The 24853-nt window shown below is 72.2% G+C and carries 20 protein-coding genes and 1 pseudogene; 16 read left to right on the plus strand and 5 right to left on the minus strand.

Annotated features, from left to right (window positions below):
* The first annotated feature begins 214 nt into the window (after nucleotides 1-214).
* The 9 genes from ACFWU6_RS20715 to ACFWU6_RS20755 all read left to right on the plus strand — a co-directional run bounded on the left by ACFWU6_RS20715 (nucleotide 215) and on the right by ACFWU6_RS20755 (nucleotide 9988).
* A complete protein-coding gene (locus ACFWU6_RS20715; RefSeq protein WP_383798937.1) occupies nucleotides 215-1027 on the plus strand; it encodes a hypothetical protein in 813 nt (270 codons plus the stop codon).
* 110 nt (nucleotides 1028-1137) lie between these two features.
* Nucleotides 1138-1860 carry a YcnI family protein gene (locus ACFWU6_RS20720; RefSeq protein ID WP_383982358.1) on the plus strand — a complete coding sequence of 241 codons (723 nt, stop codon included), beginning with the start codon at nucleotides 1138-1140 and terminating at the stop codon, nucleotides 1858-1860.
* A 67-nt stretch (nucleotides 1861-1927) separates the two neighbouring features.
* Nucleotides 1928-2581 (plus strand): SCO family protein, encoded by a 654-nt coding sequence (locus tag ACFWU6_RS20725; RefSeq protein WP_383798932.1) that lies wholly within the window; start codon nucleotides 1928-1930, stop codon nucleotides 2579-2581.
* Nucleotides 2578-3045 carry a copper chaperone PCu(A)C gene (locus ACFWU6_RS20730; protein WP_383982360.1) on the plus strand — a complete coding sequence of 156 codons (468 nt, stop codon included), beginning with the start codon at nucleotides 2578-2580 and terminating at the stop codon, nucleotides 3043-3045. Before ACFWU6_RS20725 ends, ACFWU6_RS20730 begins: the two co-directional genes overlap by 4 nt.
* A gap of 22 nt (nucleotides 3046-3067) precedes the next feature.
* Nucleotides 3068-5113 carry a copper resistance protein CopC gene (locus tag ACFWU6_RS20735; protein ID WP_383982362.1) on the plus strand — a complete coding sequence of 682 codons (2046 nt, stop codon included), beginning with the start codon at nucleotides 3068-3070 and terminating at the stop codon, nucleotides 5111-5113.
* A 5-nt stretch (nucleotides 5114-5118) separates the two neighbouring features.
* On the plus strand, nucleotides 5119-6396 hold the full coding sequence (efeB, locus tag ACFWU6_RS20740; protein ID WP_383982364.1) for an iron uptake transporter deferrochelatase/peroxidase subunit: 1278 nt from the start codon (nucleotides 5119-5121) through the stop codon (nucleotides 6394-6396).
* Nucleotides 6397-6439: 43 nt separating this feature from the next.
* The gene (pheA, locus tag ACFWU6_RS20745; RefSeq protein WP_383798920.1) at nucleotides 6440-7375 is read left to right on the plus strand and encodes a prephenate dehydratase; all 936 of its coding nucleotides are present in this window, start codon (nucleotides 6440-6442) and stop codon (nucleotides 7373-7375) included.
* 526 nt (nucleotides 7376-7901) lie between these two features.
* Nucleotides 7902-9179 carry a serine--tRNA ligase gene (serS, locus tag ACFWU6_RS20750; RefSeq protein WP_383798918.1) on the plus strand — a complete coding sequence of 426 codons (1278 nt, stop codon included), beginning with the start codon at nucleotides 7902-7904 and terminating at the stop codon, nucleotides 9177-9179.
* Entirely contained in the window at nucleotides 9176-9988 is an 813-nt protein-coding gene (locus tag ACFWU6_RS20755; protein ID WP_383798915.1) for an HAD family hydrolase, read from the plus strand. Before serS ends, ACFWU6_RS20755 begins: the two co-directional genes overlap by 4 nt.
* Nucleotides 9989-10289: 301 nt before the next feature.
* Here ACFWU6_RS20755 and ACFWU6_RS20760 read toward each other — a convergent pair whose 3' ends face one another.
* The 4 genes from ACFWU6_RS20760 to ACFWU6_RS20775 are packed head-to-tail and all read right to left on the minus strand — an operon-like array spanning nucleotide 10290 to nucleotide 13797.
* The gene (locus ACFWU6_RS20760; RefSeq protein ID WP_383798912.1) at nucleotides 10290-11009 is read right to left on the minus strand and encodes an ABC transporter permease subunit; all 720 of its coding nucleotides are present in this window, start codon (nucleotides 11007-11009) and stop codon (nucleotides 10290-10292) included.
* A 13-nt stretch (nucleotides 11010-11022) separates the two neighbouring features.
* On the minus strand, nucleotides 11023-11934 hold the full coding sequence (locus ACFWU6_RS20765; RefSeq protein ID WP_383798909.1) for an ABC transporter ATP-binding protein: 912 nt from the start codon (nucleotides 11932-11934) through the stop codon (nucleotides 11023-11025).
* Entirely contained in the window at nucleotides 11931-12818 is an 888-nt protein-coding gene (locus ACFWU6_RS20770; RefSeq protein WP_383798906.1) for an ABC transporter permease, read from the minus strand. Before ACFWU6_RS20770 ends, ACFWU6_RS20765 begins: the two co-directional genes overlap by 4 nt.
* The gene (locus ACFWU6_RS20775; RefSeq protein ID WP_383982366.1) at nucleotides 12808-13797 is read right to left on the minus strand and encodes an ABC transporter ATP-binding protein; all 990 of its coding nucleotides are present in this window, start codon (nucleotides 13795-13797) and stop codon (nucleotides 12808-12810) included. The genes ACFWU6_RS20770 and ACFWU6_RS20775 overlap by 11 nt, the downstream gene beginning before the upstream one ends.
* Before the next feature lie 215 nt (nucleotides 13798-14012).
* Between ACFWU6_RS20775 and ACFWU6_RS20780 the strand changes: the two genes are divergently transcribed.
* From ACFWU6_RS20780 to ACFWU6_RS20795, 4 genes and pseudogenes are all read left to right on the plus strand, one after another.
* Nucleotides 14013-14870 carry a M24 family metallopeptidase gene (locus ACFWU6_RS20780; protein ID WP_383982368.1) on the plus strand — a complete coding sequence of 286 codons (858 nt, stop codon included), beginning with the start codon at nucleotides 14013-14015 and terminating at the stop codon, nucleotides 14868-14870.
* Nucleotides 14867-16702, plus strand: coding sequence for an SDR family oxidoreductase (locus ACFWU6_RS20785; protein WP_383982370.1), 1836 nt, complete (start codon nucleotides 14867-14869; stop codon nucleotides 16700-16702). Before ACFWU6_RS20780 ends, ACFWU6_RS20785 begins: the two co-directional genes overlap by 4 nt.
* A gap of 66 nt (nucleotides 16703-16768) precedes the next feature.
* Nucleotides 16769-16974: pseudogene (locus tag ACFWU6_RS20790) on the plus strand (metal-dependent hydrolase); the annotation flags it as partial.
* Between the two features lie 10 nt (nucleotides 16975-16984).
* Entirely contained in the window at nucleotides 16985-17899 is a 915-nt protein-coding gene (locus ACFWU6_RS20795) for a MerR family transcriptional regulator (RefSeq protein ID WP_383798894.1), read from the plus strand.
* A 229-nt stretch (nucleotides 17900-18128) separates the two neighbouring features.
* On the opposite strand, the gene ACFWU6_RS20800 is transcribed toward ACFWU6_RS20795, so the two are convergent.
* Complete coding sequence (locus ACFWU6_RS20800; RefSeq protein WP_383798892.1) at nucleotides 18129-18986, minus strand: aquaporin; 858 nt, start codon at nucleotides 18984-18986, stop codon at nucleotides 18129-18131.
* Nucleotides 18987-19119: 133 nt separating this feature from the next.
* Here ACFWU6_RS20800 and ACFWU6_RS20805 point away from each other — a divergent pair, with 133 nt between their 5' ends.
* From ACFWU6_RS20805 to ACFWU6_RS20815, 3 genes are all read left to right on the plus strand, one after another.
* The gene (locus tag ACFWU6_RS20805) at nucleotides 19120-19659 is read left to right on the plus strand and encodes an RNA 2'-phosphotransferase (RefSeq protein ID WP_383982372.1); all 540 of its coding nucleotides are present in this window, start codon (nucleotides 19120-19122) and stop codon (nucleotides 19657-19659) included.
* A gap of 119 nt (nucleotides 19660-19778) precedes the next feature.
* Entirely contained in the window at nucleotides 19779-21677 is a 1899-nt protein-coding gene (locus ACFWU6_RS20810; protein ID WP_383982374.1) for an HSP90 family protein, read from the plus strand.
* Nucleotides 21674-24733, plus strand: coding sequence for a tetratricopeptide repeat protein (locus ACFWU6_RS20815; protein WP_383982376.1), 3060 nt, complete (start codon nucleotides 21674-21676; stop codon nucleotides 24731-24733). The genes ACFWU6_RS20810 and ACFWU6_RS20815 overlap by 4 nt, the downstream gene beginning before the upstream one ends.
* The last annotated feature ends 120 nt before the right edge of the window (nucleotides 24734-24853 follow it).

The following is a 24853-nucleotide window of genomic DNA, read 5'->3' on the forward strand; positions in this document are numbered from 1 at the left end:
CCCGGCGCCGGCGGGGCGGGGAGGAGACAGTGCCTCCGGGGCCGGCAGGGCGGGAGCGGGCCGTGGGGCAGCGCCGGTCGCCCGCGCGTGCTGCGGCCCGCGGCGTGTGCGTGCCCGCGACGCGCCGCCGTGCGGCGTTCGTCCAGCGGGACTCAAGGGACCTTCCGGACCTGCCGTATGGCGGAGCCGAGCGCAGTGCGATGATGACCCGGCCATGACTGCCCCCCACGCGACGCACGCCGGACCAGGCCTCCGGCTGATCCGGGCCGCGGTGTTCACCGCGGTCTGTGTCGTGCTGTCCGCGACCGGGCACGCCCTGGCCTCCTGCGCGACCGTGCCCTGGTGGTCGCTCTGCATCGGCTTCCTCGCGGTCTTCTCGGTCGCGGCCCCGCTCGCGGGGCGCCGCCGCACGCTGCCCGTCCTGGCCGCCGGGCTCACGACCGGGCAGCTCGCCCTGCACGCGGTGTTCGGCCTCGGCCAGCACGGCGCCGCGGCCGATCAGGCTCCGGCGGGCGCCGCGGACACCTCCCTCGCCGCGCTGGCGGCCCGGCTGGTGTGCGGGGGCAATTCCGTACCGCTCAGCCCGGCCGACGCCCGGCAGATCCTGGAAACCGCGGGTCTCGACCCGGCCGCCTTGGCCGGTCAGGCCGCCGCGCACGGGCACGACGCGCACGCCCACGTGGCTCAGGCGGCCGGTGCGGCGCCCGACACCGGCCTCTTCAGCCCGGCCATGCTGACCGGCCACCTGCTGGCCGCGCTCGGCGCCGGCTGGCTGCTCGGCCGCGGCGACGCCGCCCTGTTCCGGCTCGTCGAACTGTCCCGGCTCTCCGCCGACGCCCCGGTACGGCCGCTGCGCACCGCGCTGGCCCTGGTACGGGCGCTCGGCGCCGGACGCGCGGGCACGCCCGGCCGCAACCGGCGGGCCCCGCGGACCGGTTCGGCGCCCATCGCGGCCACGGGCCGCGAGGCGCTCCAGCACACGGTGATCAGGCGAGGCCCTCCCGGGGCCCTCGTCCTCGCAGCCTGACGCGGCACCTTCCTCCCCGGGACACCCGGTGGGAGCACCGGTGCCGCGAACTCCGTGCGCGTCCGTGCACGGAGCCGCCGTCACCCCTGCTTCCCCGGAGTGTTCCTGCCGTGAAGACCTCTCGCATCCCCCTCGCCGCCGCCCTCGCCGCCGGCAGCGTCCTCGTCCTGTCCGGCCCCGCCTTCGCCCACGTCAGCGTCCAGCCCGGCGAGGCCGCCAAGGGCGGGTACGCGACGATCAACTTCAAGGTCCCGAACGAACGCGACAACGCGTCGACCACGCAGCTGGAGGTCAACTTCCCGATCGACCAGCCGCTCACGTCCGTCATGCCGCAGGACATCCCCGGCTGGACCGTGAAGGTCGAGACGAGCGACCTCGCCCAGCCGTTGACCGTGCACGGCAAGCAGATCACCAAGGCCGTCACCAAGGTCACCTGGTCCGGCGGCAAGATCGAATCCGGCAAGTTCCAGCAGTTCCCCCTCTCCGTGGGCAAGCTGCCCGAGAACGCGGACCAGATGGTCATCAAGGCCATCCAGACCTACGACAACGGCGAGGTCGTCCGGTGGATCGAGGAGCCCAAGGAAGGCGCCGCGGAGCCCCAGAACCCGGCTCCCGTGCTGAAGCTGACCGCCGCCGAGGCCGACGGCCACCACGACGGGGCCGCGAAGGCCGACGAGGCCAAGAACGGTGACAAGGACGCGAAGGACGGCCACGACGAGGCCGCGGCCTCGCACAGCTCCGACACCACCGCGCGGGCCCTCGGCATCGCCGGCATCGTCGTCGGACTCGGTGGCGTCGCCTTCGGCGTCGCCTCGCGCCGCCGCTCCTCCTGACCCGCCGCACACGCAGGCCCGCCGTTCCCTACATCCGCACCCTCCCCGATCCCAGGGACATCACCTCATGCGCACCGCACGTGTGACGATCGCCGCTCTCGCAGCGGCGGCCGCACTCACCCTCACCGCCTGCGGCGGTGAATCCGCCAAGGCCGGTTCGGTCACCCAGATCGCCGGCGGCCAGGACAAGACCAAAGCCGCGACGGTCCTGGACCGCCCCTTCAACAAGCCGGAGCTCGTCCTCACGGACACCACCGGCAAGCCGTGGAACCTGCGCGAGCAGACCAAGGGCAAGCCGACGCTCATCTACTTCGGCTACACCAAGTGCCCGGACGTGTGCCCGCTGACGATGAGCAACATCGCCGTCGCCAAGAAGGCGCTCCCCAAAGCCGACCAGGACAACCTCCAGGTCGTCTTCGTCACCACCGACCCCGAGAGGGACACTCCCGAGTCCCTCGGCTCGTGGCTGCGCGCCCAGGACCCGGCCTTCACCGGACTGACCGGGGACTTCGCCACCATCCAGGCCGCGGCCCGCTCGCTCGGCATCGGCATCGAGGCCCCCACCAAGGGGGCCGACGGCACCGTCGTCTCCATGCACGGGGCCCAGGTCATCGCGTTCTCGCCCAAGACCGACGAGGGCTACGTCCTCTACGGCGAGGGCACCACCGTCGATGACTACGCCAAGGACCTGCCGAAGATCGCCAAGGGAGAGAACCCGTGAACACCCGCACCACCCGCACCCTCGCCGCCGCCCTCTCCCTGACGGCCGCCCTCGCCATATCCGGCTGCTCCTCCGACGCGGACAAGCCCGCCATGGAGGTCAGCGGCGGGTTCATTCCGGAACCCGTGAACGACGAGATGGCCGGCGCGTTCATGGTCATCAAGAACGACTCCAAGACCGCCGACAAGCTCACCGGTGTCACGTCCCCGCTCTCCGACGATCTCCAGATCCACGAGACCAAGGACCAGAAGATGCAGCAGGTCCCCTCACTGGACGTACCCGCCAACGGCGAGCTCCGCCTGGAGCGCGGCGGCAACCACATCATGTTCATGGGCCTGAAGAGCACCCCGAAGGTCGGCGGGAAGGTCAGCGTAGAGCTGCGCTTCGAGAAGGCCGGCCCGGTGAAGGTCGAGCTCGACGTGAAGGAACGGACGTACACCGCGCAGAACTCCAACGCCCACTGACGGACCGAGGAACCGACACGCCATGACGGCCACCGCCCCCGCCCCTTCCGCGGCCCGCGTCTTCACCACGGCACTGCTGCCGCGGTTCGCGCTGGTCCTCGCAGCCCTGCTGGCAACCCTGTTCACCGCGGCCTCCCCGGCCGCGGCGCACGCCGCACTCACCGCGAGCGACCCCAAGGACGGGGCGGTGGTCGCCACGGCACCCGCCCAGGTCACCCTCTCCTTCTCGGAGCAGGTCGCCATGGGCGACGACTCCATCCGCGTCCTGGACCCGCAGGGCAAGCGGGTGGACAACGGTGAACTGCGCGACATGTGCAGCGGCAACACCATCCGGTACGGCACCGTCCTGAAGGTCGGCCTGCCGGACGGCACCTACACCGTCGCCTGGCAGGCCGTCTCCGCCGACAGCCACCCGATCGCCGGCGCCTTCACCTTCTCCATCGGCGCCCCCTCTGCCACCAGCGTCGCCCTGCCCACCCGGGCCGCGGGCGGCGGCCCCGTCGGCATCGCGTACGGGATCGCCCGGTACGCCGCGTACGCCGGCTTCACGGTCCTCGTCGGCGGCGCCGCCTTCATCCTGCTCTGCTGGCGCCGGGGCGCAGCCGAGCGACCGCTCCAGAGGCTCGTCGTGGGGGCCTGGGTCACCCTCACCGCGGCCACCCTGGTCATGCTGGTGCTCCGTGCGCCCTACACCGGGTCCGGGCGGTTCGCCGAAGCGTTCGACCTCACCGCGCTCAGGTCGGTCCTGGAGACCAAGACCGGCGCCTCGCTCCTTTCCCGGCTGCTGCTGCTGGGCGCCGCGGCCCTGTTCGTCGCGGTCCTCTTCGGCGTCTACGCCCGCCGCCGACAGGGCTCCGAAGCCAGCCCGGAGCCCGAGGACGACAGCGACCTCACCTTCGGCCTGGCCATGGGCGGCGCCGTGGTCTCCGGCGGCATCGCTGCGACCTGGGCGCTGTCCGAACACGCCTCGACCGGTATCCAGCCCGGTATCGCCATGCCCGCCGACATCCTCCACCTGCTCGCCGTGGCCACCTGGCTCGGCGGCCTCACCGCCCTGCTCGTCGCCCTCCACACGGCCCCCGGGATCGAGAGCCGAGCGGTACGGCGCTTCTCCAAGGTGGCCTTCACCAGCGTGGTGGTACTCGCCGTCACCGGCGCCTACCAGTCCTGGCGCCAGCTCGGCAGCTGGTCGGCCCTCACCGGTACCGACTACGGGCGGCTGCTGATGCTCAAGGTCGGCCTGGTGGCCGTGCTCGTCGGCATCGCCTACCTGTCCCGCAAGTGGACGGCTCGACTCGCCGAGGCGCCCGCCGGCTCGGAGCGGCAGACGGCTAAGGCCGGCGCGGCTCCTGTTGTTTCACGTGAAACAGCGGGTGGTGTTTCACGTGAAACAACAGGCGGTGTTTCACGTGAAACAACGACCGCCGCCACTCGCTCCGCCCCCTCTGCCGCAGCCCTCTCCGCCTCCGCCCCGGGCGGCGCGGCCGTCACCGATCCCAAGCGGGCCGCCCAGCTGGCCCGGCAGGAAGCCGCCCGTGCGAACGCGCGCGAGAAGCAGGCGCGTGACGCCGACCCGGACCGCGCCGGCCTACGCCGCTCCGTACTCGCCGAGGCGGGGGTCGCGGTGGTCCTGCTCGCCGTCACCACGGTGCTCACCAGCACCGAGCCGGGCCGCGCCGTGGAACGCGGGACCGGCGGCGGCTCCACCGCGACCGCCGTACCCGACCGCGCCGTCAAGATCACTCTGCCCTTCGACACCGGCGGCCAGGGCGGCAAGGGGAGCGTCCGCCTCGAACTCGACCCGGGCCGGGTGGGTGCGAACACCCTCCACCTCTGGGCCGACTCCGCCGACGGCAAGCCGCTCGACCTTCCGGAGGTCAAGGTCGCCTTCACCCTCCCGGCCAAGGACGTCGGCCCGCTGCCGCTCCTCCCCGACCGCGCCGCCCCCGGACACTGGACGGCGTCCGGAGTGCAGCTGCCGCTGGCCGGCGATTGGCGGATCGACGTGACCGTCCGCACCTCCGACATCGACCAGACGACCGTCCAGAAGACCGTGAAGATCGGCTGACCCTCGTGACCGAGACCCACCCCGACATCGAGATCTCCCGGCGCCGCCTGCTGGGCACCGTCGGCGCCGCAGGCGCCGCGGGGCTGGCGCTCGGCGCCGCAGGCGGCGCCCTCACGCACGCGGCACTGGCCGACTCCGGGGCCCAGGCCCCGGCGGGCGCCTCCGGAAGCCTGTCCTCCCTCGGTTCCACGCAGATCGCCTTCCACGGCGACCACCAGGCCGGAATCACCACGCCGCTCCAGGCCAAGGGCCACCTCGTCGCCTTCGACCTCGCCGCCGGCGCGGGCCGCACGGAGGCCGCGGCGCTGCTGCGCCGCTGGTCCGACACCGCCCGACGGCTCATGGCCGGGGAACCCTCGGCCGCTTCCGACACCGGCATCGCCCTTGACGCCGGCCCGTCCTCGCTGACCGTCACCATCGGCTTCGGCCACTCCTTCTTCGAGCGCACCGGCCTCACCGTCCGCCGCCCCGCCTCCCTCGACCCACTGCCGGACTTCTCCTCCGACCGGCTCGACGAGCGGCGCAGCAACGGCGACCTGTGGATCCAGATCGGTGCGAACGACGGCCTCGTCGCCTTCCACGCCTTGCGCGCCCTCCAGAAGGACGCCGGCCAGGCGGCGCGCGTCCGCTGGCAGATGAACGGCTTCAACCGTTCCCCGGGCGCCACCGGCACCCCGATGACCGCCCGCAACCTCATGGGCCAGATCGACGGGACGGGCAACCCCAAGCCGACCGAGCCCGACTTCGACAAGCGGATCTTCGTCGCCCCGGGAGGCCCCGGCCCGGCCGAGCACTCCTGGATGGCCGGGGGCTCGTACGCCGTCGTCCGGCGCATCCGCATGCTCCTCGACGACTGGGACAAGCAGTCACCAGCCCAGCAGGAGCAGGTGATCGGCCGGACCAAGGCCACGGGCGCCCCGCTGACCGGCGGCGGTGAGACCACCGAGATGGCGCTCGACAAGATCGGGGCCGACGGCAGGCCCGTCATCGCGGCCAACGCCCACGCACGGATCTCGGCCCCGGAACAGAACGGCGGAGCCGCCATGCTGCGGCGCCCCTTCTCCTTCCACGACGGCATCGGCACTGACGGAGCCCCGGACGCCGGCCTGCTCTTCATCTGCTGGCAGGCCGATCCGCTGCGCGGGTTCGTCCCCGTCCAGCGCAAGCTCGACCGGGGTGACGCACTGTCGGAGTTCATCCGGCACGAGTCCAGCGGCCTGTACGCCGTCCCGCCCGCTCCGCGCACCGGGGAGTACGTGGGACAGCCGCTGCTCGAAGGGTGAACAACCGCCCCGGAGGACAGCGCCCCGGCATTACGCTGATCACATGACGGCCACCCGCTTCACCTACCTCGGTCCCGAGGGCACCTTCACCGAAGCCGCCCTCCGCACGTTGCCGGAAGCCGCGACCAGAGAGCTGGTCCCGATGGTGTCGGTGCCGGCCGCTCTGGACGCGGTGCGCAACGGCGAGGCCGCGGCTGCGCTCGTCCCGATCGAGAACTCGGTGGAGGGCGGGGTCACCGCCACGCTGGACGAGCTCGCCTCGGGCGACCCGCTGATGATCTACCGCGAGGTGCTCCTTCCCATCGCCTTCGCGCTGCTCGTGCGGCCGGGGACCAAGCTGTCGGACGTCAAGACCGTCACCGGGCACCCCGTGGCCCAGCCCCAGGTGCGCAACTGGCTGCGGGCGAACCTTCCCGACGCCGTCTGGGAGTCGGCCGCCTCCAACGCCGACGGTGCCCGGCTCGTCCAGGAGGGCCGCTTCGACGCCGCCTTCGCGGGCGAGTTCGCCGCCGGCACCTACGGGCTCGTGCCTCTGGTCACCGAGATCCACGACGCGGAGAACGCCGAGACCCGCTTCGTGCTCGTGGGGCGCCCCGCCCGGCCCTCCGCCCCGACCGGCGCCGACAAGACCTCCGTCGTGCTGTGGCTCGGCGACGACCACCCCGGCGCCCTGCTCGAACTCCTCCAGGAGTTCGCCGTGCGCGGGGTGAACCTGATGCTGATCCAGTCCCGGCCGACCGGCCAGGGCATCGGCAACTACTGCTTCGCCGTCGACGCGGAGGGGCACATTTCCGACCGTCGGGTCAGCGAGGCGCTCATGGGCCTCAAGCGCACCTGCCCGCAGGTGCGCTTCCTCGGCTCCTACCCGAGGGCGGGCGTCGCTGTGGGTGATGTGCGTGCTCCGCGGCCGGGAACCTCCGAGAGTGACTTCACCGCCGCGTCCGACTGGCTGGCGCGCTGCCTGGACGGGCGCGCGTAGGGCGTCGTCCACTGTCCACAGAGTTATCCACAGGGCGGGATGGGGACCTGGGGACAAGTCGACAGAACGGCACGACAAGGTCGACAAATCGGTCGGGCGGCTCAGGTTTCACGCTGGGGAGCGGAAGGTGAACGGCGTCACCCCGATATCACGGATCAACTCTTTGGGACGAGTCATTCCCACCCGAATGAGTGTGTGAGGGTGGTTTGAACCCTGATTCACCTCCGGGGGGCGCCGATCGCGGGTGATTCATTCCTGTGTCCACAGATGTGGCACACAGCCTGTGGATAAACTGGCGCCAGCGGCAATCCCTGTGGACAAGGAAGGGCCTCCGAGCCTGTTCAGGGCCGGGCGCACCCTTGACGGTGTCCCCCATTTCGGGGAATGGGGCCGCTTTTACCGACCCTGCGGAAGACCCCCTTCCGGCTGCGTCGGCAGACTTATCCATTAGCGGCAATTGGGGCAAAGCGACACGCAGCGTGATATCGGTGTGACCCCTGGAAGCCCAGCCCGGTAGCCTGGTGGGGTGATTGACCTCCGGCTGCTCCGTGAAGACCCTGACCGTGTCCGCGCCTCGCAGCGCGCCCGTGGAGAGGACGTCGGGCTCGTCGACGCACTGCTCTCCGCCGATGAGCGCCGCAGGTCCTCCGGCATGCGCTTCGACGAACTGCGCAACGAGCAGAAGTCGCTCGGCAAGCTGATCCCGAAGGCCTCCCCGGAGGAGCGGGCGGAGCTGCTGAAGAAGGCCGAACAGCTCAAGCAGGACGTCAAGGCCGCCGAGGCCGAGCAGAACGAGGCCGACGAGGCTGCCAAACAGCTCCTCCTCCAGCTCGGGAACATCGTCCACGAGGACGTCCCGGTCGGCGGCGAGGAGGACTTCACCGTCCTCGAGACCCACGGGACCATCCGCGACTTCGCGGCCGAGGGTTTCGAGGCCAAGGACCACCTGGAGCTCGGCGAGTCGCTGGGCGCCATCGACGTCGAGCGCGGCGCCAAGGTGTCCGGGTCCCGCTTCTACTACCTGACCGGTGTGGGCGCCCTGCTGGAGCTGGCGCTGGTCAACGCCGCCATCGCTCAGGCCACCGAGGCCGGCTTCATCCCCATGCTGACCCCGGCCCTGGTCCGTCCTCGGGCCATGGAGGGCACCGGTTTCCTCGGCCAGGCCGCGGAGAACGTGTACCACCTGGAGAAGGACGACTACTACCTGGTCGGCACCTCCGAGGTCCCCCTCGCGGCCTACCACATGGACGAGATCATCGAGGCGGACAAGCTGCCGCTGCGGTACGCCGGTTTCTCCCCGTGCTTCCGCCGCGAGGCCGGAACGTACGGCAAGGACACCCGCGGCATCTTCCGCGTCCACCAGTTCGACAAGGTCGAGATGTTCTCGTACGTCGCGCCGGAGGAGGCCGAGGCCGAGCACCAGCGGCTCCTGGAATGGGAGAAGCAGTGGCTGACCAGCCTGGAGCTGCCCTTCCAGGTGATCGACGTCGCCACCGGTGACCTGGGTGCCTCCGCCTCGCGCAAGTTCGACTGCGAGGCGTGGATCCCGACCCAGGGCAAGTACCGCGAGCTGACCTCTGCCTCGAACTGCAACGGATTCCAGGCCCGCCGCCTGTCCATCCGCTACCGCGACGGCAAGAAGACCCAGCCGCTGTCGACCCTGAACGGCACCCTGTGCGCCGTACCGCGCACCATCGTGGCGATCCTGGAGAACCACCAGCAGGCCGACGGTTCGGTCCGGGTGCCCCAGGTGCTCCGCCCCTACCTCGGCGGCCGCGAATTCCTGGAGCCGATCACCAAGTGAGCCCGGCCCCGTTCCCGTACAAGCTCGTCGCGACCGACCTCGACGGCACGCTGCTGCGCGGCGACGACACCGTCTCGGAACGCACCCGTGAGGCACTCGTCGCGGCCACCGCGGCGGGCGCCGCGCACATCATCGTCACCGGCCGGGCGGTGCCCTGGACCCGGCACGTACTCGACGACCTCGGATACCAGGGGATCGCCGTGTGCGGGCAGGGGGCCCAGGTCTACGACGCGGGTGCGCACCGGCTGCTGACCTCGGTGACGCTGGACCGGCAGCTGGCCGGCCTCGCGCTGTCGAAGATGGAGGCCGAGATCGGTCCGCTCGCGCTGGCCGCCAGCCGGGACGGAGTGGACGGCGAAGTGCTGTTCGGTCCCGGCTACCAGGTGCAGGAAGGCCTTCCGGCCATCTACCTGGAGGACACCACCGAGGTCTGGACCGCGCCCCTGAACAAGCTCTACATCCAGCACCCGGGGCTGGACGACGACGCGCTGGTCAAGGCGGCCCGCCAGATCGTGGGCAGCCTGGTCGACATCGTCATGGCGGGCCCGGGCGTCGTGGAGATCCTGCCGCTCGGGCTGAGCAAGGCCACCGGCCTGTCGCTGGCGGCGCGCCGGCTGGGCGTGAAGGCGGCGGAGACCATCGCCTTCGGCGACATGCCCAACGACATCCCGATGTTCGGCTGGGCCGCGCACGGGGTCGCCATGGCCAATGCCCACGCGGAGCTCAAGACGGTGGCCGACGAGGTGACGACCTCCAACGAGGAGGACGGCATCGCCGTGGTGCTGGAGCGCCTGCTGGGCGCCGCCTGAGCCGCGCGGCGTACGAGAGGTCCGGGGCAGCCCGCGCCGAAGGCGCGCTCGAAGTGGCTGCCCCGGACCTTTTGTTGCTCCCCGCACGACTCACTCTGCCCCCGAGCGCATCCCCGTACCAGCGATTTTTCCGGCATGGGCCGACTAGCGGCGTTTCACGTGAAACACGGGCGTCGTTTCACGTGAAACAACGTGGCGGGCGAGCTCCGTCATGCGCCGATGATGCCGCGCGCACCCGTGCCCCGCCCGGCCGGTGGGCCGGCCGGGGCACGGGGTGGAGCGGTGTGCCGCGAGGCCGGTCCTACTCCTCCCCGGCCAGGCTGAGGCGGCGCAGCTTCTGGCCCGCGTAGACGGTCGCGCCGACGGTGACCGCGGCGAGCAGGACGACCGACGTGGTCAGTCCGACGGTCGCGTCGACGTATCCCTCGCCGGCGACCCGCTCGGCGAGGGACAGGGCCCACTGCTGGACGCTGAGGGTCTTGGCGCCGGAGACCAGGCTGCCGAAGAGCGACTCCCAGATCAGGGCGTAGACGAGGCCGAAGACGACCGCGTGCCGGCTGACGGTGCCCAGCAGCAGGAAGAGCGCGCTGTAGGCGATCGAGGCGACCAGGGCGGCGACCGTGTAGGCCACGGCGATCTGCTGGCCGTTGCCGTTGAGGATGAAGCCGGCGATCAGGGTGGGGATCGCGGAGAAGGCCATGGTGACGGCGATGGCGACGATCAGCTTGGTCATGATGATCGTCGGGCGCTTCACGGGCTTGGAGAGCAGGTAGACGATGGATCCGTCGTCGATCTCCGGGCCGATGGCACCCGTGCCGGCGATGACGCCGATCAGCGGCACCATCGTCGCGAGGGCGAAGCCGCCGAGCAGGTCCGCGGCGACCTTGTCGTCCACGCCGGTGAGCATGCGGACGGCGACGGCGATGAGGATCAGCAGGGCCGGCAGCAGGAAGAGGATCAGCGCCCGGCGGCGGCCGAGCAGGGCCCGGTAGGTGAGCCGGGCAACGGTGGGGTTGTACATGGTGCCAGCTCCTTCAGGCCGCGACGAGGTAGGAGAAGACCGACTCGAGGGACTCGTCGGAGGGCGAGACCGTCAGGAGCCGGATGCCGTGCGCGCGGGCGACCCGCGGCAGCAGCTCGGTGAAGCGCCCGAAGTCGACGGCCTGGATGCGCAGGGCGCCCTCCTTCAGGTCGACCTCGATGCCGGCCGTCGACGGGTCGGCGATCAGGGCCGCGGCGAGGACCCGGTCGTCGGAGGAGCGGACGAGGTAGCGGTGGGGGCGGTCCGTCATGAGGCGGCGGATCTTGCGGAAGTCCCCCGAGGCGGCGTGCCGGCCGGCGACGACCACCTCGATGTGCGAGGCCAGCTGCTCGACCTCCTCCAGGATGTGGGAGGAGAAGAGCACGGTGCGGCCGGCGTCGCCCATCCGCCGGAGCAGCTCCATGAGCTGCATGCGCTGTCGGGGGTCCATCCCGTTGAACGGCTCGTCGAGGAGCAGTACGGAGGGGTCGTGGACCAGGGCCGAGGCCATCTTCACGCGCTGGCGCATGCCCTTGGAGTACGTGGAGATCTTGCGGTCCTGGGCGTACTCCATCTCGACGGTGGCCAGGGCCCGCTGGGCGGCCGCGTCGTCGAGTCCGTGCAGCTCCGCGTTGGCGACGACGAACTCGCGGCCGGTGAGGAAGTCGTACATGGCCTCGCGCTCGGGCACGACGCCGATCTGCTTGTAGACCTGCTCGTTGCGCCAGATCGGCGTGCCGTCGAGGGTCACGGTGCCGGTGGAGGGGGCCAGGAAGCCGCCCATCATGTTGATGAGCGTGGACTTGCCCGCGCCGTTGGGGCCCAGCAGCCCGGTGACGCCGGGGCCGATGCGCATGGTCACGTCGTTGACGGCGACGACGTTCCCGAACCAGCGGGAGGTGTGGTCGATGTCGATGATGGTCACAGCCCGGCCTTCCGGTAGCGGGCCATCAGGGCGGCGTAGGAGCCGGCGATGAGGCCGAGGGCGACGAGCAGGTAGACGAAGCCGGTGCCGGCCGCGGGGCCCTCGCCGCCGGGGAAGGCGGAGGTCGCGCCGAGGAACGCCGTCTGGACGCCGTCGATCAGGGTGATCGGGGAGAACAGGCCCATCCAGTCGATGGCCCCCGCGTTGCCCGTGTTGTAGGCGATGCCCTGGACGGCGGTCACCGCGCCGTAGGGGATCAGGAGCACGGCGATGATGGCGGCGACACCGAACCCGCGGCGCGGGGTGAGCGCGGCCATGACCAGGCCGAGGCCGGAGAAGAGCAGCGACAGCAGGAGTACCGACACCAGTCCCTGTCCGAATCCCTTGGTCTGGTCGGCGAAGTCGAACTTCGCCAGCAGCGAGCCGATCCACATGATCAGCAGCGGTGTGGCGGTCAGGATGAACAGGGCCGAGGCCATGGCGGCGTACTTGGCCACGACGTAGTCGACCCGCTCGATGGGCCGGGAGAAGTAGAGCGGCACGGTCTTGAAGCGCAGGTCCCGGGAGACCGACTGGGGTGCCTGGGAGGCGAGGTAGAGGCCGATGACCACCTGGGTGGTCAGGGCGTACGTCGTGTACTTGATCGGAAGGTCGGTGGTGCCGGGGACGGCGATGGCCACCGCGACGATGATCAGCGCGGGAACGCACATCACCGCGAAGAGGATCATCGGGAGGACCTTGGACTTGGCGGAGCGGCCGAGCCCGTAGGCGCCGCGCAGGGACTGCGAGAACAGCGACTTGCGGGCGTAGGCGCGGCCGAGGCGGGCCCCGTCGTAGGACCGGTAGCCGATGTTGTGGATCTGGGTCGAGGTGTCAGGCGCCATCGGAACCGGCTCCCTTCTGCTGGGGGGTGTACGAGGGCTGGTCGTTGTCGCGGAAGACCTCCGCGATGTGGTGGCGGCGCTGCTCCATGCGGACCAAGCCGAGACCCAGGTCGGCGACAGTGTCGCGGACCGTGTCGTAGGTCTCGTCGCCGGCGGCCTCCACGATCAGGATGTGGCCGGCGCCCGGCAGGCCCTGCTCCTCGCCGGCGTGGAGGGTGACGCCCGCGCCGGTGAGCGCCTTGCGCAGGGCGGCGGTGCCGTCCGGGTGCTCGTCAGAGTCGGTGACCTCGACCGCGAGGGTCGCGGTGCTCTGCATGAAGTCGCTGGTGGAGCTGGAGCGCAGCAGCTTGCCGCCGTCCACGACCACGACGTGGTCGCAGGTCCGCTCCAGCTCTCCGAGGAGGTGGGAGGTGACCAGGACGGAGATGCCGAAGTCGGTGTAGACGCGGCGGATCAGGCCGAGCATCTCGTCGCGGCCGACCGGGTCGAGGCCGTTGGTGGGCTCGTCGAGGAGGACCAGCTGGGGGTCGTGGACGAGCGCCTGCGCCAGTTTGACGCGCTGCTTCATGCCGGTGGAGTAGCCGCCGATGGGGCGGTACCGCTCCTCGTACAGGCCCACGTGGCGCAGGGTGTCGGCGGTGCGCTCACGGGCCGCGGTCGGGGGGAGCCCGGACATGCGCGCCATGTGGACGACGAACTCGGTGGCCGAGACGTCGGGTGGCAGGCAGTCGTGCTCGGGCATGTAGCCGACGCGTTCACGGATGGCACTGCCATGCGTGGTGACGTCGAGGCCGAGCACGGCGGCGCTGCCCTCGGTGGCGGGGGACAGTCCCAGCAGAATTTTGATCAGCGTGGACTTGCCGGCTCCGTTGGCACCCACGAGGCCGGTCACACCAGGCCCGATGTCCAAGGAGAGCCGGTCGAGGGCGGTTACTCGGGGGTACCGCTTGCTCAGGCTTTCGGTCGCGATGACAGTCACGGGTTCGACGTTAGTGGCGTGCGTGCCGCGAATCGTCAGACCTTTTGCTGGATCGCGTCTCCGCCTTCCGGCGTATGCGCCGGTACTGGAGGCTGATGTGACCCGGACAAGTTCGTCCACAGGTCCGTGCAGGGCCCTTGACGTGATCTCCGGTCATTGTCACATTCATCAGTGTCAGGTTATGGGCGCGTAGGGCTACAGGGACGGATGCTGGTATGGCTGGGGACACCAAGCAACGCACCGCGCAACGCACCGCGGAACTCAGCGGGTTCAGAGAGGTGCAACGGCTCTCCTACGCGTGCGCGGAGGCCGTCGCGGCCCAGCTGCGGCCCGGAGTGACCGAGCGGGAGGCCGCGCGGATGCAGCGCGAGTGGCTGCGTGAGCGGGGCGTCCGGGACTGGTTCCACCTGCCCTTCGCCTGGTTCGGGGACCGCACCGCCTTCGCCGGCTTCAGGGTCCCGCTGCAGTTCTTCCCGACGAACCGGAAGCTGGAGCCGGGGATGCCGTTCATCCTCGACATGGCGCCGGTCTTCAAGGGGTACTCGGCCGACATCGGCTACTCCGGCAGCCTGGGGCTCAATCCGGTCCAGGACCGGCTCATGTCCGATCTCCGGGCACACCGCGTGTTGCTCCTGGAGCAGGTGCGCGAGCGCCGCTCCCTGCGCGAGATATACGAGAACGTCGAACGGCTGATGACCCGGCAGGGATACGCCAACCGGCACCGCGCCTACCCCTTCGGAGTGATCGCGCACAAGATCGACCGGGTCAAGGAGCGGCGCTGGTCGCCCACCGCCTTCGGATTCGGCACCCAGTCCCTCAAGGGGCTGGCGGCCGACGTCCTGCACGGGCACCGTGAGGGCTGGTCCCCGCTGTGGAGTCCGTACCGCTTCTCCGACCACCCGCCGCAGCCCGGGCTGTGGGCGGTGGAGCCCCACCTGGGCTTCCGGGGCACCGGCGCGAAGTTCGAGGAGATCCTGGTCGTCACCGACTCCCGGGACCCCGAGGAGAGCGCCTTCTGGCTGGACGAGGATCTGCCGCACGTGCGGCGCTGGGCTGAGGAGGAGGCGGCATGAGCGGGACGAGCGGGACGGACTCCGCGGGTGGGGCAGGCCGGGCCGGCGGGGCGCGGCCGGAGGGCGCCCCGTTGCTCGCGGGGGCCCGGGAGCGCTGGGTGAGCACCGGCGGGGTCGAGTTGTGCGTCGCCGAGCTCGGCGAGGCGGACCGGCCGACCGTACTGCTGGTGCACGGGTACCCGGACAGCAAGGAGGTCTGGTCGGAGGTGGCCGAGCGGCTGGCCGCGCGCTTCCATGTGGTGCTCTACGACGTACGCGGCCACGGGCGCTCGACCGCGCCGCAGCCGCTGCGCGGCGGTTTCACCCTGGAGAAGCTGACCGACGACTTCCTCGCCGTGGCGGACGCGGTCAGCCCCGACCGTCCGGTCCACCTGGTCGGCCACGACTGGGGCTCCGTCCAGGGCTGGGAGTTCGCGACGGTCGCCCGCACCGAGGGGCGGCTGGCCTCCTTCACCACGATGTCGGGCCCCTCCCTGGACCACTTCGGCCACTGGATCAAGAAGCGGCTGTCGCGACCGACCCCGCGCCGGGCCGCGCAGCTGCTCGGCCAGGGCGCCAAGTCCTGGTACGTGTACATGCTGCACACCCCCGTGCTGCCCGAGCTCGCCTGGCGCGGGCCCCTCGGCAAACGCTGGCCAACCATCCTCCAGCGCGTCGAGAAGGTTCCGGCCGGCGCCTACCCGACGGCCTCGCTCCCCTCGGACGCCGCGCACGGGGCCTGGCTCTACCGCGACAACGTACGCCCCCGTCTTCGCCGGCCCCGCCCCGACGCCTACGCGCACGTACCGGTCCAGCTGATCACCCCGACCGGTGACGCCTTCCTGTCCGAGCGGCTCTACGACGACCTGGAGCGGTGGGCCCCGGACCTGGTGCGGCGGACCCTGCCCGCCAAGCACTGGGTGCCCCGGACCCGGCCCGACCAGCTCGCCGCCTGGATCACCGAGTTCGTCACCGCCCGGGAGGAGCCGGCCGCGCGGGCACCGGAGCGGAAGGCTCCGGGCCGGCACGCGGACCGTTTCGGCGGGCAGCTCGTCCTGGTCACCGGAGCGGCCAGCGGCATCGGCCGGGCCACCGCCTTCGCGTTCGCCGAGGCCGGGGCGCGGGTCGTGGCCGTGGACCGGGACGGCGAGGGCGCGGCGCGCACGGCGGAGATGGCCCGCCTCGTCGGGGCTCCCGAGGCCTGGGGCGAATGCGTGGACGTCAGCGACGAACAGGCGATGGAGAAGCTCGCGGCGAAGGTCGCCGCCGAGTACGGGATCGTGGACGTCCTGGTCAACAACGCCGGCATCGGGCTGTCCGGTGCCTTCCTCGACACCAGCGCCGAGGACTGGAAGAAGGTCCTCGACGTCAATCTGTGGGGCGTGATCCACGGCTGCCGGATATTCGGCCGGCAGATGGCCGAGCGCGGCCAGGGCGGCCACATCGTCAACACCGCCTCCGCCGCCGCCTACCTCCCCTCCAAGACCCTGCCCGCGTACAGCACCTCGAAGGCCGCCGTGCTGATGCTGTCGGAGTGCCTGCGCGCGGAACTGGCGTCGAAGTCGATCGGCGTCTCGGCCATCTGCCCCGGCATCGTCAACACCAACATCACCGCCACCTCGCGCTTCGCCGGGGTGGACCAGGCCGAGGAGAAGCGCCGCCAGGAACGGTCCTCACGGCTGTACGGACTGCGCAACTTCCCGCCGGAGAAGGTCGCCGAGGCGATCCTGCGGGCCGTGGTGCGCAACGAGGCCGTGGTGCCGGTGACCCCCGAGTCCAAGGGCGCCCTGTGGATGTCCCGCTTCGCCCCGCGCACCCTGCGGGCCATCGCGAAGCTGGACCCACCGCTGTGAGCCCGCACCCGATCGTCCCGCGCCGGGTGGCCCTCGACTGGAGGCCACCCCGCTGCACTGGATACCCGGCATTCGCTCCGCGAGCACAACCGGGCGGTGGCCAAGGGCTGCTGCCGACGTGCAGAGAGCTCGGCACGGCCGTACCCCGCTCCTTCCGGCGGTCGTACCATCCCTCGCAGGAGGGCTCGCTGCGCAGGGCGGCGGAGTACCTTGCGGCCTCGCCCGCCGCCCGGGCCGCGGCGGGCGCGGTCGGCCGAGCCGCGATGTCGTAGGGAGCCGGGATTGTCCGATCAGGCGGTAGCCGAGTACCGGATCGAGGATCTGGCGCACCGGAGCGGGGCAACGGTGCGCACGATCCGGGCGTACCAGGACCGCGGCCTCCTGCCGAAGCCGGAGCGCCGGGGCCGCTCCAACGTCTACCGGGACACGCACCTGGCGCGCTTGCGGCAGATCGCGGACCTGCTGGACCGCGGCTACACCCTGGCCTCGATCAAGGAGCTCCTGGAGGCCTGGGACGCCGGCCGCGGATTGGGCGGCGTACTGGGGCTGGTCGCCGAGGTGCACGGGCCGTGGACCGACGAGGAGGCGGCCTGGATCTCCCGGGAGGAGCTGAACGAACGGTTCGGCGGCAGGCCCGACGACGACGCGGTGGGCGAAGCCTGCGAGCTCGGGGTGCTGGAGCGGATCCCGGGACGGCCGGACCAGTTCCTGGTGCCCTCGCCGCAGGAGCTGGCGGTGGCCGCCGAGCTGTACGCGGCCGGGGTGCCGCTGTCGGCGATCACGGGTCACCTACGGGAGCTCCGGGGGCAGGTGGAGCACATCGCCTCGCGCTTCCTGGAGTTCACCACCGAGCACGTCTTCGCGCGCTACCTCGGCCACGTGCCGCCGACCGACGCCGATGCGGCGGAGGCGGCGACCATGGTGCGGCGGCTGCGGCCGCTGGCCCAGCAGACCGTGGACGCCGAGCTGGCACGGGCGATGCGGCTGTTCGCGACCCGGCACCTCCAGCAGCACCTGGGAGCGGCCGGGTCGCCACAGCCGGCCGGGCCGTCGCCGGTGGCCCTCCCGGCCCAGACCGTGCGGGCGGTCCAGGAGCTGGTGGGGCCCGACCACGTGGCGGAGTTCGTCCGGGCCGCGACCGAGCGGGAGCTCCAGGCCCGGACGATGGACGAACTGGCGCGCCGCAGAGAGCATTAGCACCGGGTACAGCCCCGGCCCGTCGATCCACAGGGCGGATCGCTCGTTTGCCGTCAAAACCGCCCCAACCAGCTGTGGACAACCCTCCTTCGCCTGTGGGCAACGGGGGCTCCCGCTGGAGAACCGGTCGAGAATCCGGCCAACAACGGGCCGGGGAACCGGTCGAGGAGCGAGTCGAGGAACCGGTCGAGGAGCGGCCGAGGAGCCGGCCGGGCTGACGCGGAGGCCCTCAACCGATGGTGTCGTACGCCTCCTTGGCGGTGGCCGTACCCTCCGTCGGTCCGGTCTCGGACAGGGCCCCCGCCACGACCTCCACGTCCACCGGAGCCGCCGCTGCCGGCACCGCCACGGCCGCCACGGGAATGCCCGGCGCCACCTCCGCCGGCGCGACCGGCAGGGGAGCCCGGGTGCTCCCGTACAGCAGGCCCGCCAGGGCCAAACCGAGGACTGCGCCGAGCAGCTGGGCGAGGACGAACCCGGGCAGCGACTGCGGGGCGATGCCCGTGAAGGAGTCGCTGAAGCTGCGGCCGACGGTGCCGGCCGGGTTGGCGAAGGAGCCGGAGGAGGTGAACCAGATCGCGGCGGCGATGTAGGCGGCGACGGCGGCCGGTATCAGCTTCGGGCGACCCGTCCGCTCGAGGCCCTGGATCACGAGGACGAGCCCCGCGGTGGCCACCACCTCGCCGACCAGCAGATGGCCCCCGTCGCGGACCTGGGTGGCGAAGGCACCCGGGGTCCGGCCGAACATGACCTCCGCGAGCACGGCGCCGGCGACGGCTCCGGCGGTCTGCGCCGCCGCGTAGAGGAGCGCCTCCCGCCCGCCGACCCCTTCCCCGCCGGTGCGCCGGGCCCACCAGGACATCAGCGTGACCACGGGGTTGAGGTGGGCCCCGGACACCGGTCCGAGGAGGACGATGATCAGCCCCAGCCCGACGGCCGAGGCGAGCGAGTTCGCGATGAGGGCGACTCCCGTGTCGCGGCTGAGCTCGGCGGCCTGGATCCCGGAGCCGATCACGACCACCAGCAGAGCGGCGGTGCCGGTGAGCTCGGTCGCCGCACGACGTGGCAGAGAGGCGCGTGCTGTCATGGTTTCTCCCCCTGAACGGAAGTGGCAGCGGAAAATCTATTCCGTATCTTGGAATGACGGTAGGGGCTGTCCACGCGCTCGGGCACCCGGAAAATCCCTGCCGCGGGGCCGCGCGACCGGGCACCCTGGGGTCATGGACGACAGACGCACCGTGAAGGTGTCCAAGTACCTCTCGAAGCACCTGCGGCATCAGCCGGAACGCATCGGACTGGTGCTCGACCCCCACGGGTGGGTGGAGATCGACGCGCTGCTGCGGGCGGCGGCCGACCACGGTTTCCCCGTCACCCGCGCCGAGCTCGACCACGTCGTGGCCGCCAACGACAAGCAGCGGTTCGCCGTCGAGGGCGCCCGCATCCGGGCCAGCCAGGGCCACACCGTCGCCGTGGACCTGGATCTGCCGGAGGCGGAGCCGCCCGCGTACCTCTACCACGGCACCGTGGCCCCAGCCCTGGACGCGATCCGCGCCGAGGGGCTGCGGCCCATGGCGCGCCACCACGTCCACCTCTCTCCCGACCGGGAGACCGCCACCCGGGTCGGCGCACGGCGCGGGCGGCCCGTCGTCCTCGCCGTGGACGCGGGGGCCATGCGCGAGGCCGGGCACGTCTTCCGGGTCAGTGCCAACGGCGTATGGCTGGTGGACGCGGTACCACCGGGGTTCCTGCGCTTCCAGTAGCGGGGAATTCACTCTGGGATTGTCAGATCATCCCCCTACTCTGTTCCCACTCCGGTATCCGTGAGGGGGGAACCTCGCGATCACCGAACCACCCCTGATTGCACGCGAGGTGACGCCTTATGACGTCCACGTCCCCGTCCACACCCCCGTCCGGATCCCCATCCGCATCCGCGCCCTCGCCCGCGCCGGCGCCGGCGCCCCACAGCTTCCAGGTCGATCTCCGCGGCCTGGTCGACCTCCTCTCCCACCACCTGTACTCCAGCCCGCGCGTCTACGTGCGCGAGCTGCTGCAGAACGCCGTGGACGCGGTCACCGCACGCCACGCCCTCGATCCGGCGGCGGAGGTCCGCATCCGGCTGTCGGCGGCGGACGGACGGGTGACGATCGAGGACAGCGGCATCGGCCTCACCGCCGACGAGGCGCACTCCCTCCTCGCCACCATCGGCCGCAGCTCCAAGCGCGGCGGCGAACACGGTCTGGAGGCCACTCGCCGCGAATTCCTCGGCCAGTTCGGCATCGGCCTGCTCGCCTGCTTCGTCGTGGCCCGCCAGATCCGCGTCGTCACCCGATCCGCCCGCGACCCCCTGGCCGCACCCGTCGAATGGCTGGCCACGGACGACGGCTCCTACACCGTCCGCGAACTCCCGCACGACGCGCGCCGCGAGCCGGGCACCACCGTCGTCCTGGAGGCCCGCGCCGGCGCCGCCGAATGGACCGTCCCGTCCAAGGTCGAAGAGTTGGCCCGCGACTACGGCTCCCTGCTGCCCTACGACGTCACCTTCGACGACGGTCGGGGCGGCGAGCCGTGCCCGGTCACCGACCGGCCCGCCGTGTGGGACCGCCCCTTCCCCACCCCCACCGCGCGCCGCACCGCGCTGGCCGGGCACTGCTCCCAGCTCTTCGGCTTCACCCCGCTCGACACCATCGACCTCGACCTGCCGGTGGCGGGCGTACGCGGAGTGGCGTACGTCCTGCCCGAAGCCACCAGCCCCGCCCACCGGGTCGGCCACCGCGTCCACCTCAAGGGCATGTTGCTGACGGACCGGGCGGACAACCTGCTGCCGGACTGGGCGTTCTTCGTCCGCGCCGTCCTCGACACGGACACGCTCCGGCCCACCGCCTCCCGCGAGAACCTCTACGACGACGAGACCCTGTCCGCCGTCCGGGACGCCCTCGGCACCCGCATCCGCGGCTGGCTCGCCGAGCTGGCGGCGAGTGATCCGGAACGGCTGGCGGCCTTCCTGAGCGTCCACCACCTCGGCGTGAAGTCCATGGCCCGGCACGACACGGAACTGTTCGGGCTGATGCTGCCGTGGCTGCCGTTCGAGACCAGCGACGGCTCGATGAGCCTCGTGGAGTTCACCGCGGCCCACACGGAGGTCCACTTCACCCGCACCGTCGAGGAGTTCCGCCAGATCGCACCGATCGCCGCGGCCCACGGTCTCGGCATCGTCAACGCCGGCTACACCTACGATGCGGACCTGCTGGCCCTGCTGCCCTCCGTACGCCCGGAGATCAAGGTCGCCGAGCTCGACGCCGGAGCGGTCACCGAGCGGCTCGATCCGGTACCGACCGGCGCGGAGCTGGCGCTCGCCCCCTTCCTGGCCACCGCGCGCACCCGCCTGGAACCCCAGGGGTGCGATGTGGTGCTGCGGGCCTTCCAGCCCGTCTCCGTGCCCGCGCTCTACCTCGACGACCGCCAGGCGCGGCAGGAGCGCGACCGGACCGCCGCCCTGGAGAGCGCCGATTCGCTGTGGAGCGGCATCCTCGGGGCGCTGCGGGGCTCCGCGCCCCGCGCCCGGCTGGTCCTCAACCACAACAACCCGCTGGTCCGGCGGATCTCCGCCCTCCCCGACGAGGCGCTGACCGGCACCGCCGTCGAATCCCTCTACGGCCAGGCCCTGCTGATGTCCCAGCGTCCGCTGCGGCCCGCCGACTCCACCCTGCTCAACCGGGCCTTCCTCGGGCTCCTGGAATGGGCGACCCACCCGACCGACGCCCCGGAGGACCGCACGTGACGACGCCCAACCGCGAAGAGATCGAGCGGGGTCTGGCCGAGAACCGCCACACGCCGAACGGCGCCGCACGCAACGCGCACGCCGAGGCCCTGGCAGGCGCCGCGGAGGCGACCGGCGACCGGGCGCTGTTCCGCGAGACCCTGGACAACCTGATCAACGCCTACCTCTACAGCTCCGAGTCGTCGAAGATGCTGGTGCCCTTCGCCCGGTTGCTCCAGGAGTACGACAAGGACCCGGGCGCCTTCTCCGAGTGGGAGGCGCACTCGTTGTTCTGGCAGTTCAAGTGGGTGGCCACGGCGATCTCCGACTCTCCAGGCATCCCGCTGGAATCGGCCGTCGGCTGGCTGGAGGAGATGGAGCGCCGGTACCGGCTCGCGGGGTACAGCGAGCGGCCCGTGCGCGAAGCCGAGCTGTGGCTGGCCGACGCGACGGGTGAGGACGACCGCGCCGAGCGGGCCTTCGGCCGCTGGTTGGCGGCCGAGCGCGACGACATGAGCGACTGCCAGGCCTGCGAGCTCAACGGGCAGGGGGAGTACGCCGTCCTGCACGGCGACGACTCCGAGGCCCTGGAGCTCTGGAAGCCCGTACTGGAGGGCGATCTGACCTGCGCCGAGGAGCCCCACCGGGTCCTCGCCACCTCGCTGCTCCCCCTCTTGCGCCTCGGCCGGACGGACGAGGCCCGCTCGCACCACCTGCGCGGCTACCGCATGGCCCGCGGCAACGAGAGCCTGCTCCCGTCGATCGGCAAGCACATCGAGTTCTGCGCGCTCACCGGCAACGAGTCCCGCGGTCTGGAGATCCTGGCCGAGCACGCCGGCCACGTCGGCCCGCTCGCCAACCTCGACGACCAGCTCGCCTTCCACGGCGGCATCCTCGTCCTGCTGCGCCGGCTCGAGGAGCTCGGGCACGGCCGCAGCCCGGCCGTGCCCTACGAAGGCACCGCCCGCACCGTCTCCGAGCTGTACGAGGTGCTGTACGCGGGCTCCCTGGACATCGCACGGCGCTTCGACGCCCGCAACGGCACCACCAGGGTCTCGGACCGGTTCCTGGCCAGGGTCCGGCTACAGCCGCTCGCGGCCGTGGTCCCGCTGGGCGTGCGCAGCGAGGCGCTGCCGCAGCCCGCCGACTCCGCCACCGCCGACGCCCTCGCCGTCGTACCCGCGGGGGCCGCCGGGGCGTCCGCGCCCGACGTCGCCGAGCTCGTCGAGCGGGCCCGACGGGCCCGGGACCTGGGCCATCCGGGTACGGCCGCGCTCTGGGACGAGATCGGCGTACGGCTGGACGCCCAGCCGGATCCCGATCCGCTGGTCGCGGCCGACCTGGCGGACCACCGGGCCCTGGCCGCGGCCCGCAGCGGCTCCGAGGCGGCTACCGGGCTGCTGGAGGCGGTGCGGGATCAGTACCGGGCACTCGGTCAGGCGGAGCGGGCCGCGCTGGCCGAACTGCGGCTGGCCGGTGTGGCCGCCCAGTCCGGGGCTGCGCCCGAGGAGGTCCGCACGCTGTTCCGGGTGGCGGCGCGGGCAGCCGGGGCGCTCGACGCCGCCGACCCGCTGCGCGCGCGCCGGATCGCGCTGGTCGAGCTCTCGCGGATCCGCGTGGAGTCGTACCTGCGCTCGCTCGAGGCACCGCAGGAGCACGTACACGGCGACGGCGACGGCCATGGCTATGGCCACGAGCACGAGCACGGCCGCGGTGAGATCGTCGCGGAACTGACCGATTTCGCCGCTGCCCACGAGGGCACGGCGGACGACCTCGTCGCGGAGGCGGAAGAGATGCTGGGCCGGCTGGCCCTGTCGCAGGGCGACCCCGAGGGGGCCGTCGTACTGCTTGCGGCGGCCGCCGCGCGGGCGGTCGCGGCCGGCCGCCCCTGGCAGGCGGTGGACCCGCTGTCCCTGCAGGCCGGGGTGCTGATGTCGCTGGGCCGGCCCGAGGAGGCGGAGCAGGCCGCCCGGTCCGGGCTGGAACACGCCGCCGAGGTCACGGACGCCGAGACGCAGGGCGCCGTCCGGCTGACCCTCGCGGACATCCTGCTCCGGCGGGGCGAAGCGGCGGACGAGGCGGCGGGACTCGCTCTGACCGCGGCCCACTGGTTCGACCGGGCCGGCCTCACCGCCGACGGCGGGGCGCAGGCCCGGCTGGTGCTGGCCAAGGCGTACGCGCGGGGCGGCCGCGCCGCTGAGGCCGCCGAGGTACTCCAGTCGGCCTTGCCCGATCTGCTGGAGCACGGGGAGGAACAGGCCGTCTTCGCGCGGGAGTTCCTGGGCGACCTGCTGCGCGATCTGGGCGAGCCCCGCCCCGCGGCGGAGCAGTACCTGCTGGCGGCGGAGGCGGCCAAGGGCTGGGAGGACCCCCGACCCCAGGCGAACCTGGCCCACTCGGCCGCCGAGGCCCTGTCCGGCGCGGGGTTGGCTCACGAGGCCACCGCAGCCTACGAGCGGACGCTGGAGCTGTACCGCATGGCCGGGGGCGCACCCGTCTCCGAGGTGCGCGCCCTTCGGTCGCTGGCCTGGCTGGGTCTGCGCGATGAGGTCACCGACGCGACGGTGGCCGGGGCGCGCGCGCTGATGGAGCAGGCTGCGGAGGTGCTGGAGGCAGCCCTGGCCTCGGAGCCGGATGCTCCCGGACTGCGGTCCGAACTCGCCCAGACGTGGCACCAGCTGGCACAGGTGCTCGACCGACGGGTCGCCGCGGACACGAGGGCCGACGACGGCGACGAGGACGGCGGGGGCGGTGGCCGGGAGGACGGCGTTCCGGCCGCCGGCTCCGCGGTGGGGGAGAGGCTGGGCGACGCACGGGTCGAAGCCCTGCGGGTGGAAGAGATCGAGTTGTGGGACCGGGCCTCGGCGCTCTACGCGGAACTCGGCCCGGACCATCTGCGGGACCGCTTCCAGTGCCTGAACAACGCGGCCTGGACCGAGCAGGAGCGGGGCCGCCCCGAAGCGGGGGCCGCGCGCGTCTCGATGCTGCTCGACGAGGTGCGTTCGCTGCCCGGGGACGCCGTGCCCGAGTGGCTCCTGCCCGCCGCGGAGCGTCTGCTGGCGCAACTGGCGGAGTGAACCGGGGCCGGGGGCCCCCCCCCCCCCGGGGGGGGCCCGCCCCCCCCGGGGGCGGGGGGGTGGGGGGGGGGCGCCGGGGGGGTGCCGTAGAAAAACGCCACCGGCGGGGGGGCAAAAGGG

It is taken from the genome of Streptomyces sp. NPDC058674 (assembly GCF_042716505.1).
Lineage (GTDB): Bacteria > Actinomycetota > Actinomycetes > Streptomycetales > Streptomycetaceae > Streptomyces.